This window comes from Metabacillus halosaccharovorans (genome assembly GCF_002019635.1).
Classification (GTDB): domain Bacteria; phylum Bacillota; class Bacilli; order Bacillales; family Bacillaceae; genus Metabacillus; species Metabacillus halosaccharovorans.
Window position 1 is genome coordinate 2175505 of the sequence record NZ_KV917371.1, and the last position, 13586, is coordinate 2189090.

The window sequence follows — 13586 nt, forward strand, 5'->3', positions numbered from 1 at the left end:
AGGTTTCTTTAATTAGTCTAATAAATAGATAACAAAAATTACAGACATTCAAGGTAAATTGTTGGTCTAACCTTGTCCCAATGAACATACGTTTTAATAGATGTTCTAGGGGGGACAAGGATGAAGAAATTATTAGTCGTCATTATTTTTAGTATGTTGCTTCTACATATAAAACCAGCATTTGCAGATGAATCGTACGACTGGAAATCACTTAATGAGATAGCTGATACGGCCCTGCAACTAGCAAAGCAGGAACGGTTTAACGAGTCTGTCCAACTACTAGAGTACTTTGCTGTCAAATTTGAAGAAATTCCAATTGACAGACAAGTACTATCACTCGATCATTACCGGACTCTTTCGAATACCCATCAAAATGCACACGAGCTGTTATTAGACGATAAAGTAAGTACGACCGAAAAGGTAAGATCTTTAACGAAATTTCGTTTAGTGGTCGATGCAATGGTATCTGAGCATCAACCATTATGGGGCTCAATGGAATCGTCCATAATGGAGACTTTCTCTCAAATGAAAAGCGATGTACAAGAAGGAGATAATCAATCCTTTCAACATGATTTTAATGAATTTCTTGCACTTTATGAAGTCATATATCCCAGTATTCAAGTGGATCTGGATATACAACACATAAAACGTATGGATGAACATATCTCTGTTGTGGAAAATCAACTCTTTCAAGAAATACCTGAAACGAGTCAAGCAAAACAATTAGCTATTATGGAAGAAGAATTAAAAGCAATTTTTGAAAGAGTCAAAGAGGATGAAGCAGACCCATCATTATTATGGGTTATGATCTCAACAGGAAGTATTATCTTTTTAGCATTATCTTACTCTGGTTTTAGAAAGTATCGAGGAGAAAAAGAAAAGCTTGTAAAACGAGAAAAAGACAATAGTAAAGAATAAAGTATCACCAATAAGAGAGTGACTTTTTTATCACTCTCTTTTAGCATGTTACCTTGATAAGGGTTTTTTATTTTCGTCTAAGGTAAAACCTTCACCTAACACATCATGAACATCACTCACCGCAACAAATGCATGAGGATCTACCGAAGTAATAACATTTTTCAAACGAACAATTTCATTTTTTCCAACAACACAATAAAGGACATTTCGATCTTGTTTGGAATAAGATCCTTGCCCTTTTAAAATTGTAACTCCACGATCCATTTCCTTCATTATCTTAGCAGATATTTCTTCAGGAAGATTTGAAATAATCGTTGCACCTTTTGCAGCATAAGCACCCTCCTGCATAAAGTCGATTACTCTGGCTCCAACAAAAACAGCTACAAGTGTATACATAGCTTCCTTATAAGAAAGGTATGCTACCCAGGATATCGTGATCACGCATAAATCAAATAAAAACATTGTTTTTCCCATGCTCCAACCAATATATCGATGAGTCAACCTTGCAATGATATCTACACCACCAGTTGTACCTCCGTACCGGAAAATTGTTCCAAGGCCAATTCCGATTGAAACACCTGCAAATAGTGCGGCCAAAGTAAGGTCATCTTTCAATGGCATCTGGATTTGGTATCTCTGAAATATCCATAAATATAAAGAAAGACTAACTGTTCCAATAATTGTGTAAACAAAAGAAGTCTTCCCAAGTACCCGCCAACCTATTATGAAAAGAGGGATGTTTAAGACCAGGTTAGATATGGAAGGGTCAATATGAAAAAGAAAATAAAGCAAAAGTGTTATACCGGTAAATCCGCCTTCTGCCAAGTTGTTCTGAATGTTAAAATGAACAAGACCAAAACCAAAAATACCTGAACCAATCAAAATAAATACGATGTTTTTTATCCTAAGATCTTGTAGCATGTTCCACCTCCGCTAATACATCACAGCGTAAATATTATAGTTGATAGAATGTCAAGGTGCAAATTTTGATAAATTCATGACGAAATAATTGTAAATTAATGATGATTTAGCTAACATTGAATAGAAAAGAATGAGGTGATAAAAGTGGAGAATAAATCTATGAAAGACCTTCAAAAAGAAGTAGATGATTACATAGGTCAATTTAAGGAAGGTTATTTTTCACCATTAGCCATGATGGCTAGAATTACTGAAGAAGTTGGAGAATTAGCAAGAGAAATAAATCACTCCTATGGTGAAAAACCGAAAAAAACATCGGAAGAAGAGAAAAAGACTGAGGAAGAGATTGGAGACGTATTATTTGTCCTGATTTGCCTTGCTAATTCTTTACAAATAGATTTGGAACAAGCCCATAATCTAGTTTTGGAAAAGTTCAATACTAGAGATAAGGACCGTTGGACAAGAAAAGAAAATTAAAGGAGATTTATTTATGTCAGAAATTAAGATTGTTATTGCTGGTGCACGTGGGAGAATGGGCAGTGAAGCTGTAAAACTCGTAGAAGACACAAAACAATTTCAACTAGTTGCAGTTGTCGACCATAAATACGAAGGAATGAGACTTAATCAAATTGAAGGTTTTAATGCAGATGTTCCGGTTTATACAGATATAGAAAAATGTTTTTTTGAGACAAACCCTGATGTCTTAATTGATTTAACTACACCTGAAATTGGGAAGGTACATACAAAAAAAGCGTTACTGCATGGCGTACGCCCGGTTGTTGGCACAACTGGTTTTTCTGAAGCAGATTTAAAGGAGCTTCAACAACTAACAGAAGAAAAAGGGATTGGTGCGATTATTGCTCCTAACTTTGCAATCGGCGCTATTTTGATGATGAAATTTTCACAGATGGCTGCCAAGTATTTTCAAGATGTTGAGATAATAGAACAACATCATGATCAAAAATTAGATGCTCCATCAGGAACAGGTTTAAAAACAGCGGAAATGATTTCTGAAGTAAGAGAAGAAAAACAACAAGGTCATCCTAATGAACACGAAATCTTACCAGGTGCACGAGGGGCGAATATGAATGGTATTCGTATCCATAGTGTTCGCCTTCCGGGTTTAATTGCTCATCAGGAGGTTCTTTTTGGAGGCGATGGTCAAACATTAAAGATTCGTCACGACTCCTATAACCGTGCTTCATTTATGTCTGGAGTTAAATTAGCTGTTGAAAATGTTATGAATGTAGATTTATTAGTATATGGATTAGAGAATATTATTGAATAATAGATAAAGGGGAAATGTTCATGAAAATTGCATTAATAGCTCACGATAAAAAGAAAAACGATCTTGTTCAATTTGTGATGGCTTACCAACCGATTTTTTCCGAGCACCAACTGTTTGCTACAGGTACTACAGGTTTTCGTATTAATGAGGCTACTGACTTACCTGTTCATCGTTTTCAATCAGGCCCTCTTGGAGGAGATCAAGAAATAGGGGCTTTGATCGCCAAAAATGAAATGGACATGGTTATTTTCTTTAGAGATCCTTTAACAGCACAACCACATGAACCGGATATTACGGCATTAATTCGTCTTTGTGATGTTTATTCAATACCACTAGCAACAAATATGGGGACAGCGGAGATATTAGTACGTGGATTGGATCGCGGAGATTTCCAATGGCGTAATGTCATTCACGAAAAGAAAGAAAAATAAACTTTATATGATTGTATACTATGTTACAAGGAGAGGAAAATGAGTAAACAATTGGATTTCCTTGCGATTGGTGCCCATCCTGATGATGTCGAAATCGGGATGGGGGGAACAATTGCTAAGTATAGTCAAAAAGGATTAAAGATAGGTATCTGTGATTTAACTAAGGCTGAATTATCGTCAAATGGCACAGTTTCAACTAGACAAAAAGAGGCAAAACTTGCTGGTGAAATTTTAGGCATTACAGAGAGAATTCAGCTATCAATTCCAGATCGGGGTCTCTATTTATCAGATTCAACCATAAAAGAAATTGTTGAAATTATTAGAACATACAAACCACGAGTAGTCTTCGCTCCTTATTTTAAAGATCGTCATCCAGATCATGGGAATTGTTCGAGACTGGTTGAAGAAGCAGTTTTTTCAGCAGGGATCAAAAATTATCAAGACAGTCAGGGTTTACCTGCCCATCGTGTTCAACATGTGTATTTTTATATGATTAACGGATTTCATAAACCGAATTTTGTAATTGATATATCTGATACTATTGAGATCAAACTAAATAGTTTACGTGCATATGATAGTCAATTTGAAAAAGTAGAAGGTTCAGCAGATACACCTTTAACAAATGGTTATATCGAAGCTGTAGAAAGTAGAGAACGAATTTATGGAAAAGAGGTTGGTGTCATGTTTGCTGAGGGGTTTTTATCAAGAAAGCCAATCCTACTTTCTAATGATTTGATAGGTGATGCATAATGAAAAAGAAACTAAAAATAGGAATAACATGTTATCCATCTGTTGGCGGTTCAGGTGTTGTAGCAACAGAGCTCGGAAAATTATTAGCCGAAAAAGGACACGAAGTACATTTTATTACCTCAAGTCTTCCTTTTCGATTAAATAAAGTATATTGTAATATTACATTTCATGAAGTAGAGGTTAATCAATATTCAGTCTTTAAATATCCACCATATGATTTAGCGTTAGCGAGTAAAATGGCGGAAGTTGCAAACAGAGAGGATTTAGACCTGCTTCATGTCCATTATGCTATTCCACATGCAATTTGTGCATATTTAGCTAAACAAATGGTGAAAAAAGATTTAAAAATAGTTACAACATTACATGGTACCGATATTACGGTGCTCGGGTACGATCAATCTCTGGCTGATATGATTCGATTTGGAATTGAATCATCAGATCAGGTAACGGCAGTATCAAATGCATTGGTTAATCAAACACATGATTTGCTGCATCCTGATAAAAAAATTGAAACAGTCTACAACTTTATTGATGATCGTGTTTATTATAAAAAGGATGCCATGCATTTGAAGAAAGAGTATAAAATTGCAGAAGATGAAAAGGTTATTATCCATGTATCAAACTTCAGAAAAGTAAAACGGGTCCAAGATGTTGTTTACGCTTTCCACAAAATACATAGAAAAGTAAATTCAAAGCTTCTTCTGGTTGGAGACGGTCCTGAAATGACATATGTCAATAGACTGGTACGAGAATTAGGCCTTGTTGAACATGTTTTATTTCTTGGTAAACAAGACAGTTTAGAAGAACTTTACTCAATCAGTGATTTAATTTTATTATTATCAGAAAAGGAAAGCTTTGGCTTGGTGCTCTTAGAAGCTATGGCGTGTGGTGTCCCTTGTATCGGGACGAATGCAGGTGGAATACCTGAAGTAATCCTTGAAGGTGAAACAGGATACATATGTGACGTAGGTGATATTGAGACTATTGCTATTAGAGCCATTCAAATATTATCTGATCAAGATTTACATAACAGAATGGCAGAAAGCGCCACAATTCTTGCTAAGGAACGTTTTCATTCTGATAAAATTGTTTCTCAATATGAATCAATTTACTATAAGTTACTAGAAGGTGTAAAAATTGGAGACTCCATTTGATGAAGCCAAACCGATTTTAGAAAAACTACATCAATCAGGCTTTGAGGCCTATTTTGTTGGTGGGGCAGTCCGTGATTTCTTATTAGGAAGAGAAATTGGAGATATAGATATCGCGACCTCAGCTAAACCAGAAGATATTAAGAACATCTTTCCTAAAACGATAGATGTTGGAGCAGAGCATGGCACAATTATTGTTTTGCATGAAAAAGAGCAGTATGAAGTCACGACATATAGGGCGGAATCAGGATACGAAGATTTCAGACGTCCAAAAAATGTCCAATTTATCACCTCATTAAAAGAGGATTTACGTAGAAGAGATTTCACCATTAATGCAATGGCTATGAACATTAATGGTGAAGTTTTTGATTATTTTCACGGTAAAAATCATATGAAACAAAAGTTGATTCATACTGTAGATTCGCCCAAAGAAAGATTTAATGAGGATGCCTTAAGAATGCTGAGAGCTCTTCGATTTGTAAGTCAATTACATTTCACCTTGGCTTTAGAAACAGAAGAAGCAATCAAACATCACGTTCATTTACTTGACGCAATCTCAGTTGAAAGAAAGACAACAGAAATAGAGAAGCTGTTAAAAGGTGTAAATGTTAAATCAGCTTTAAATCTTGTTATTCAATGCAAAGTATATAACTATTTACCAGGTTTTGTTGGAGGAAAATTGATGTTAGAAAAGCTTTCCTCCTTTCCGTTTAAATACCTTACTACAAGGGAAGAATTTTGGACTGTATTAACATATTATAGAAGCCCTTCTTCAGTTGAAATTTTTTTGAGAAAATGGAAACTACCAAATAAATTAATAAATTCTGTAAAAAAAAATCTTTCCTTCCTTACTATACAATTGAAAAATCGAGTATGGACAGATTTATTATTATATGAGGCTGGTCTTGGTACAGCAATTGCTGTTGAAAGGATCCGGTCTATTTTACTAAACTCGCAACAAATAAATGAAAATGTAAGTAAATTGAAAGTTTCTTTTAATCAATTACCTATCAAAACAAAAAAAGAAATAGCAGTTAATGGACATGATTTAATTAAATGGATAAATAAAGAACCAGGTCCTTGGGTCGCACAGGTAATGGAAGAAATTGAAAAAGCAATATTGTTGAAGAGAATAGAAAATAAAAGATCAGAAATAAAGGAGTGGCTATCAACATGCAGTCAGGACTTCGATCAAAATTATTAGAAGCCTTTTCAAACGCAGAAGGCGGTTTTGTATCAGGTCAAAAACTTAGTGAATATATTGGCTGCTCTAGAACAGCAGTATGGAAGCATATAGAGGACCTAAGAAAAGACGGATACGAATTAGAAGCAGTAAGGAGATTGGGCTATCGCATAACAAAAAAGCCAAATAAAATTAGTGATAATGAAATTAAAATTGGGCTTAAGACTATGAAAATGGGGCACCATGTTCATTTTGAAGAAACAGTATCTTCTACTCAAAAAATAGCTCAAACATTAGCAAATGAAGGAGCGGAGGAAGGGACCATTGTAGTTGCAGAACGACAAACAAATGGCAGAGGGAGAATGGCGAGACAATGGTATTCTCCCAGCGGGACAGGAATTTGGATGAGTCTTATTATCAGACCAAATATAGCTGTTCAGGCAGCTCCACAGTTGACCCTTTTAACGGCAGTAGCCATTGTACAAGCTATTGAGGAGATTACTCCACTAAAGCCTGATATAAAATGGCCAAATGACATTTTAATTAATGGAAAAAAGCTGGTTGGTATTTTAACAGAATTACAGGCTGAAGCCGATAGGGTACATTCGATCATAATTGGAACAGGAATAAATGTAAATCAATCCATATCTGATTTTCCAGAGGAGCTGCATCATGTTGCAACGTCCATTCATTTAGAAACAGATAAACAATGGGATCGAGCCCAATTGATTCAAGAGATACTCTTGAAATTTGAGAATCTCTACTCACTTTATTTAGCACAAGGTTTTAGACCAATTAAGTTACTTTGGGAAGGCTATGCTGTTAGTTTACAAAAGCCAATTACGGCAAGAACAATAAATGGCACTGTTGAGGGGAAAGCAATTGGGATAAATGATGCTGGCGTTTTATTAATTCAAACAAGTGACGGTTCGGTAAAACAGATTTATTCAGCAGATATTGAACTTCAGTAATATAAAAATGAATGTTTTTTATGCTGTAACACAATGGTGTTTAGCAAATTTTTCTGCTATACTTTTCTATGGGTAGTATCTAAATTAGAACTACACCGTTAAAAGAAAAATATTGAGTAATAATTGCTTATTATCAGTAATAATAAGAACAAAAATTTCGTTAATTTAACCTGCCTTGATCCATGAATGGACTAGGACAGAGGGATGAATCTGACTATAAAAACTTCTAATCCTTCTATCTTTGTTGATATGAAGGATTTTTATATTAAATTAATTAAGTGATTATGGGAGCATATTTTTTACCAAATATTCAGGTCATTCATCTTCTCTCCTTAGTTTTTCTTTTAATGTACTACCCAACAATACTGTTAAAGTCATAAGTTCCACATCTATTGACTGGGAGGGAAAACATGAAAACAAGACAAGATTTTATGAAGATGAAGGAAAGAAATGAGCCGATTACCATGTTGACAGCATATGATTTTCCTAGTGCTAAGCAAGCTGAACTTGCAGGAATTGATATGATCCTTGTAGGAGATTCACTGGGGATGGTTGTACTTGGTTATGACTCTACAATCCCGGTAACCGTTAATGATATGATTCATCATACTAAAGCTGTTAAACGTGGTGCAAAGGACACTTTTGTTGTAACAGATATGCCGTTTATGTCCTACCATCTTTCAAAGGATGAAACAATGAAAAATGCGGCTAGAATTATGCAGGAAGGTGGGGCGGATGCTGTTAAATTAGAAGGAGCTGATGGTGTAACTTCTGTTATCGAAGCGCTTACTTTCGGAGGGATTCCAGTTATTTCCCACTTAGGTTTGACACCACAATCAGTTAATGTACTCGGTGGATATAAAGTGCAAGGAAAAGATACGGAAGCAGCAAAAAAACTAATTGCTGATGCTAAACGATGCCAGGAAGCAGGTGCGATCGCTCTCGTATTAGAGTGTGTTCCGCAACAATTAGCAGAAGAGATTACAAAATTACTAACAATCCCTACTATTGGAATTGGTGCTGGCCGTCAAACAGATGGTCAAGTCTTGGTGTACCATGATTTAGTAGGCTACGGATCTGGATATGTCCCGAAATTTGTCAAACAATACGGAACCATTTCTGAAACAGTTCAGACCTCAATTAGTCAATATATATCAGATGTCAAAAATAGAGCATTTCCTGAAGAAAAACACTCTTTTAATATGAAAGAGGAAGTATTGCACAGCTTGTACGGGGGAATAAGTAAATGATTGTCGTTGAAACAAAACAAGATCTTATAAATAAATTGGATAGCTATCAAAGTTATCAGACTATTGGATTTGTACCCACAATGGGCTTTTTACATGAAGGACATGTAAAGCTTATTGAAGAAGCCAGGAAGGCAAACGATATTGTGGTCTTGAGTATTTTTGTTAATCCTCTGCAGTTTGGTCCTAATGAGGATTTTGAGTCATATCCAAGAGATGCAGAACGCGATGAAGCGATTGCCAAACAAGCGGGTGTAGATATGCTGTTTAGACCTCAAGTAGATGAAATGTATCCCAAGAAACCTTCATATACAGTTTCTGTTCAGAATCGCGTAAATGTTCTATGTGGAAAATCCAGAAGTGGGCATTTTGACGGAGTTGCAACTGTACTTACAAAGCTATTTCATTTAGTGCAGCCTAATCGGGCTTATTTTGGAATGAAAGATGCTCAGCAGGTTGCTGTTATTGATGGATTAATCAAAGAGTTTCATTTTCCAATTGACTTAGTACCTGTTTCGACAGTTAGAGAGGAAGATGGCTTAGCAAAAAGTTCTCGCAATGTTTATTTAAATGAAGAAGAACGATCACAGGCACCTATCTTATATAAAAGCTTAAAAATAGCAGAGGAAACGATTTTAAATGGAGAAAGAAATAAACAGGCAATCATTGAGCAAGTTTCATCATTAATTAAAACAGAAACTTCCGGTATAATTGATTATATTGAAATTTTATCGTATCCCGAGCTTAAGGAACTAGATGTAATTAACGGTAAAATCATTATTGCCTTAGCAGTTAAGTTTACAAATGCAAGACTAATTGATAATATAACGATTGAAATTTAATGAAATATAAAATAATGACAATATAGATAAAAAAATTGTTTGGGGGAAAAAATGAATGTTTCGTACAATGTTGAATGCTAAAATTCATCGTGCACGAGTAACAGAAGCGAATTTAAACTATGTTGGCAGTATAACAATTGACCAGGATATTATAGATGCAGTAGGTATGCTTCCAAACGAAAAGGTGCAAATAGTGAACAATAACAACGGTGCCCGCCTTGAAACTTATATCATACCCGGAGAAAGAGGGAGCGGGGTAGTATGTCTAAATGGGGCAGCAGCAAGACTTGTTCAAGAAGGTGATGTTGTCATCATCTTAACTTATACAATGATAGCTGAAGAGAACATTACTAGTCACCAGCCAAAAATAGCAATTATGGATGAGAATAATAAAATTGTTGAAATCTTAGGGCAGGAACCAGCTGCTACAATCCTGTAAAGGTAAAAGACCTACCTCATAATTGACTCTTTCGGACAGTAACCTTCGAAAAAGTCTTTTATAGATAGGTCTTATTTAATTTTTACATCATTTTATAGATAAGCCGCCCTTTACATTTTTGAAAAGTTATTCAAAACTCCTTCAGATTAGGGTAAACTATTACAACAGGCAATGAGAAAAAGATACTTCGGTGAATATTATTCGGTGAAGCTTTTTGAAATAATAGAGGTGTTTAATTTGAAAGTACAACGTTATGTTGTTATTGACTTAGAAACGACTGGAAATTCTCCCAAAAAAGGAGATAGAATTATACAAATTGCGGCTGTCGTCATTGAGAATAATAAAATTGTTGATCGATATATGAGCTTTGTTAATCCATTACAAAGCATTCCTTTGTTTATTGAACAATTAACAGGGATAACAAACGAAATGGTTGAGAATGCACCGACATTCGATGAAATTGTAAAGGATATTCATACATTACTCAAGGACTCGTATTTTATAGCACATAATGTGTATTTTGACTTATCATTTTTACAGGAAGAATTTATGAGATGCGGTTACCAATTTTCGGGACCGGTAATTGATACAGTGGAATTATCAAGAATGGCATTTCCTACTGAGAAAAGTTATAAACTCTCGGATCTTAGTGAAGAGTTCAAAATGGATCACGAAAACCCTCATCGCGCTGATAGTGATGCCGAAGCCACAGCCTTGCTGTTTTTACATATTATAAAAAAATTAACTGTGTTACCAATTATCACACTTCAACAGCTTTCAAAGTTGTCAAGGTCATTTATTAGCGATATGGAAGATGTATTTGAACAGATCCTCTCAGAAAAATTAGTGAATTTAGAACAACAAATACATCCTGAAATTGAGATTGTAAGAACATTGGCATTGAGAAAAAGAATGAAAGAAAATGAAGCATCATCGACTCCAATTTTATCAAAAGAACAATTTTTGGACCTTTTTTCGAATAAAAATGATGAGATAAAAAGAGCATTCCCTTTATTTCATGAAAGGGTAGGCCAGATAAAAATGATTGAAGATATCATTGAGGCCTTCTTAACTCATCAACATGTATTAATTGAAGCTGCAACAGGAATCGGGAAAACGATGGCTTACCTGGTCTCAGCCATCTTTTATTCTCTACAAGAATCAAGACCCATTGTTATTAGTACGTATACGAATAACTTGCAGATGCAAATAATGGAGCAGGAAATTCCTGTTTTAAAGAAGCTTTTACCAGTATCTTTTTCAGCAACACTTTTAAAAGGCCAAAGCCATTATTTATGTTTGCAAAAGTTTGAACAATCGTTAAAAGATTCAGATGATAATTATGACTATATTTTAACTAAAGCTCAAATATTAATATGGTTAACAGAAACTGTCAGCGGAGACTTGGATGAATTAAATTTACCTTCTGGCGGTAAAACAATATGGGATAATCTACATGTTGATCAATCATCATTTTTAAACAATCCTTTTCAAATGTTTTGTTTTTATCAACAAGCAAAGGAAAAAGCTTTATCCGCAAATATAATCATTACGAACCATGCTATGTTATTATCCGACTTATCCCGTGACCAAAAGCTTTTACCAACATACCAGGAAGTAATCATTGATGAAGCACATCACTTTCACCATGTAGCAACTGAACAGCTTGGTGTAAGATTTCATTATTTAGATCTGCATCACTTGATACATAACCTTGGAAATACACATTCAACAGGACTATTAAAGCAATTTGTGAAAATTCAAAATGAGCATAAATTCTCAGCTTCATTTTATAAAATTGACGATCTACTTATTCAGTTACAAGAAGAAAATCACCAATTTTTTGCAGGGTTGCATTCATATGTATTAAAACAGAAAAAAGACAACCCATTAAACCGAGCATCCTATCGATATCTTCCAAATAAGGAGAATAACCGGACTTGGGATTCATTATTAGAGTTAGCTAAAAGACTTCAATTCATGATGAAAGATATCATTCATTTAATGGAAAAAGAAAGTCAGGGAATTGATGAATCTTATATAATGTCTAAGTCTATAAAGGAAAAGTTAGTTCTTGAAGACTTTAAGCAGAGCATTTCATTGCTGGAAACGTATAAAAATCACTTTGACTTTTTATTTTTTGATCAAAATGATTTGGTCGTAAGGTGGATTGAAATAGATACTAAAGGTGCGAAAAATGCAGTATCTATTTATGCACAACCTATAGAAGTAAACGATTATTTAGCTGATGAATTTTTTTCACACATTCAAAGTGCAATTTTAACATCTGCAACATTAACAATAAAAAAATCGTTTTCATACATGTTGCAAACTATAGGCCTGTCAGATTTTTATCCAAAGCAATTACGAATTGAAACACCATTTAACTATGAAAAACAAGTTAAAATGTTTATTCCTAGTGATATGCCAAATGTGAATGATGTTACACTTGAGGAGTATTCAGAAGCAATTGCTGTACATATAAGTACTGTTTCACAGATAACAGAAGGTAAGCTGCTTGTTTTATTTACCTCTTATGAAATGTTAAGAAAAACATATGCATTGTTAAAGGAAGATGAAACACTAGAGGATTTTGTTATCATGGGACAGGGTACAGGAAGTGGAAGCCGAAGTAAGTTAACCAAAAACTTCCGTCAGTTTGATAAAGCCATTTTATTAGGGACAAGCAGTTTTTGGGAAGGTGTTGATTTTCCCGGTAATCAACTAAAAGCACTAATGATTGTGCGTCTTCCGTTTGCTTCTCCAGATGAACCAACTGTTGCAGCTACATGTCAACTTTTAGAAAGCAAAGGAATGAACTCTTTTTACCACTATTCACTTCCAGAGGCTATTTTACGATTTAAACAAGGATTTGGAAGATTAATTCGAAATGAAAAGGATAAGGGAATTTTGTTTATATTAGATAATCGGATCCTATCCACTAAATATGGAAGAGATTTTATCACATCTATTCCAAAATTAGAAATTGAACATAAACCAATGCACCTTTTAACACATTCAATCGATGATTGGATTAATGAGTAGCATGTCTTTACGATATGATCTTTACACATGAAATCTTTCTAATAAAAAAATGGCTGATAAAAGGATCAGCCATTTAAAATGTGGGTTAGGAGAAAATTATGTTCACGTACATGTTTTCACTTTATAATTAATCAATATATACAACAAAATATAGGTTGTTGTAATGTTATTGTGTCCAGAGCTAACTGACATATAAGTTACAATATTTGTGTTTGACAGGAGGAATATTACATGGAAAGTAAAATTGAAATTGTTTCAACGGTCACTGTTGATCATTCTGATGATCTATATAAAATTGTTGACTTATTAAATAGAACATTGAAAAGAAATGACTTAATGTTTGGTCTTGCACTTGATCAAGAGGACAAATCTAAAGCAGTATTTACAATATACCGTACATAAG

The 13586-nt window shown here is 34.5% G+C and carries 14 protein-coding genes; 13 read left to right on the forward strand and 1 reads right to left on the reverse strand.

The genetic code is table 11. From position 1 onward, the window contains the following. Positions 1 to 120: 120 nt before the first annotated feature. A complete protein-coding gene (gene ypjB / locus BK577_RS10275) occupies positions 121 to 918 on the forward strand; it encodes a sporulation protein YpjB (protein WP_078432796.1) in 798 nt (265 codons plus the stop codon). A gap of 48 nt (positions 919 to 966) precedes the next feature. On the opposite strand, the gene BK577_RS10280 is transcribed toward ypjB, so the two are convergent. After that, positions 967 to 1839 carry a YitT family protein gene (locus tag BK577_RS10280; protein ID WP_078432797.1) on the reverse strand — a complete coding sequence of 291 codons (873 nt, stop codon included), beginning with the start codon at positions 1837 to 1839 and terminating at the stop codon, positions 967 to 969. A gap of 159 nt (positions 1840 to 1998) precedes the next feature. Here BK577_RS10280 and BK577_RS10285 point away from each other — a divergent pair, with 159 nt between their 5' ends. From BK577_RS10285 to BK577_RS10340, 12 genes are all read left to right on the forward strand, one after another. Beyond that, positions 1999 to 2313: a nucleotide pyrophosphohydrolase gene (locus BK577_RS10285; RefSeq protein WP_078432798.1), complete on the forward strand. Its 315-nt coding sequence runs from the start codon at positions 1999 to 2001 to the stop codon at positions 2311 to 2313. 13 nt (positions 2314 to 2326) lie between these two features. Then, positions 2327 to 3124 carry a 4-hydroxy-tetrahydrodipicolinate reductase gene (gene dapB, locus BK577_RS10290; RefSeq protein WP_078432799.1) on the forward strand — a complete coding sequence of 266 codons (798 nt, stop codon included), beginning with the start codon at positions 2327 to 2329 and terminating at the stop codon, positions 3122 to 3124. Between the two features lie 20 nt (positions 3125 to 3144). After that, positions 3145 to 3555: a methylglyoxal synthase gene (gene mgsA, locus BK577_RS10295; RefSeq protein WP_078432800.1), complete on the forward strand. Its 411-nt coding sequence runs from the start codon at positions 3145 to 3147 to the stop codon at positions 3553 to 3555. A gap of 39 nt (positions 3556 to 3594) precedes the next feature. Then, positions 3595 to 4305 carry a bacillithiol biosynthesis deacetylase BshB1 gene (gene bshB1 / locus BK577_RS10300; RefSeq protein WP_078432801.1) on the forward strand — a complete coding sequence of 237 codons (711 nt, stop codon included), beginning with the start codon at positions 3595 to 3597 and terminating at the stop codon, positions 4303 to 4305. Continuing rightward, complete coding sequence (gene bshA / locus BK577_RS10305; RefSeq protein WP_078432802.1) at positions 4305 to 5459, forward strand: N-acetyl-alpha-D-glucosaminyl L-malate synthase BshA; 1155 nt, start codon at positions 4305 to 4307, stop codon at positions 5457 to 5459. Before bshB1 ends, bshA begins: the two co-directional genes overlap by 1 nt. Further along, positions 5443 to 6660: a CCA tRNA nucleotidyltransferase gene (locus tag BK577_RS10310; RefSeq protein ID WP_078432803.1), complete on the forward strand. Its 1218-nt coding sequence runs from the start codon at positions 5443 to 5445 to the stop codon at positions 6658 to 6660. The genes bshA and BK577_RS10310 overlap by 17 nt, the downstream gene beginning before the upstream one ends. Beyond that, positions 6630 to 7610, forward strand: a complete 981-nt coding sequence (locus BK577_RS10315; protein WP_078432804.1) for a biotin--[acetyl-CoA-carboxylase] ligase — start codon at positions 6630 to 6632, stop codon at positions 7608 to 7610. The genes BK577_RS10310 and BK577_RS10315 overlap by 31 nt, the downstream gene beginning before the upstream one ends. Before the next feature lie 410 nt (positions 7611 to 8020). Beyond that, positions 8021 to 8860 carry a 3-methyl-2-oxobutanoate hydroxymethyltransferase gene (panB, locus tag BK577_RS10320; RefSeq protein WP_078432805.1) on the forward strand — a complete coding sequence of 280 codons (840 nt, stop codon included), beginning with the start codon at positions 8021 to 8023 and terminating at the stop codon, positions 8858 to 8860. Next, positions 8857 to 9699, forward strand: coding sequence for a pantoate--beta-alanine ligase (gene panC, locus BK577_RS10325; protein ID WP_078432806.1), 843 nt, complete (start codon positions 8857 to 8859; stop codon positions 9697 to 9699). Before panB ends, panC begins: the two co-directional genes overlap by 4 nt. A 55-nt stretch (positions 9700 to 9754) precedes the next feature. Then, positions 9755 to 10138 carry an aspartate 1-decarboxylase gene (gene panD, locus BK577_RS10330; RefSeq protein WP_078432807.1) on the forward strand — a complete coding sequence of 128 codons (384 nt, stop codon included), beginning with the start codon at positions 9755 to 9757 and terminating at the stop codon, positions 10136 to 10138. Between the two features lie 237 nt (positions 10139 to 10375). Then, entirely contained in the window at positions 10376 to 13183 is a 2808-nt protein-coding gene (dinG, locus tag BK577_RS10335; RefSeq protein ID WP_169908189.1) for an ATP-dependent DNA helicase DinG, read from the forward strand. Positions 13184 to 13414: 231 nt separating this feature from the next. Then, entirely contained in the window at positions 13415 to 13585 is a 171-nt protein-coding gene (locus BK577_RS10340; protein WP_078432809.1) for a YpmA family protein, read from the forward strand. Position 13586 lies beyond the last annotated feature (1 nt).

Bases quoted from the DNA above. Each gene is read 5' to 3' on its own strand.
- panD (WP_078432807.1), top strand. From the start codon at position 9,755: ATGTTTCGTACAATGTTGAATGCTAAAATTCATCGTGCACGAGTAACA.
- BK577_RS10280 (WP_078432797.1), bottom strand. From the start codon at position 1,839: ATGCTACAAGATCTTAGGATAAAAAACATCGTATTTATTTTGATTGGT.
- BK577_RS10340 (WP_078432809.1), top strand. From the start codon at position 13,415: ATGGAAAGTAAAATTGAAATTGTTTCAACGGTCACTGTTGATCATTCT.
- bshB1 (WP_078432801.1), top strand. From the start codon at position 3,595: ATGAGTAAACAATTGGATTTCCTTGCGATTGGTGCCCATCCTGATGAT.
- mgsA (WP_078432800.1), top strand. From the start codon at position 3,145: ATGAAAATTGCATTAATAGCTCACGATAAAAAGAAAAACGATCTTGTT.
- dapB (WP_078432799.1), top strand. From the start codon at position 2,327: ATGTCAGAAATTAAGATTGTTATTGCTGGTGCACGTGGGAGAATGGGC.
- panC (WP_078432806.1), top strand. From the start codon at position 8,857: ATGATTGTCGTTGAAACAAAACAAGATCTTATAAATAAATTGGATAGC.
- BK577_RS10285 (WP_078432798.1), top strand. From the start codon at position 1,999: ATGAAAGACCTTCAAAAAGAAGTAGATGATTACATAGGTCAATTTAAG.
- bshA (WP_078432802.1), top strand. From the start codon at position 4,305: ATGAAAAAGAAACTAAAAATAGGAATAACATGTTATCCATCTGTTGGC.
- panB (WP_078432805.1), top strand. From the start codon at position 8,021: ATGAAAACAAGACAAGATTTTATGAAGATGAAGGAAAGAAATGAGCCG.
- ypjB (WP_078432796.1), top strand. From the start codon at position 121: ATGAAGAAATTATTAGTCGTCATTATTTTTAGTATGTTGCTTCTACAT.
- BK577_RS10315 (WP_078432804.1), top strand. From the start codon at position 6,630: ATGCAGTCAGGACTTCGATCAAAATTATTAGAAGCCTTTTCAAACGCA.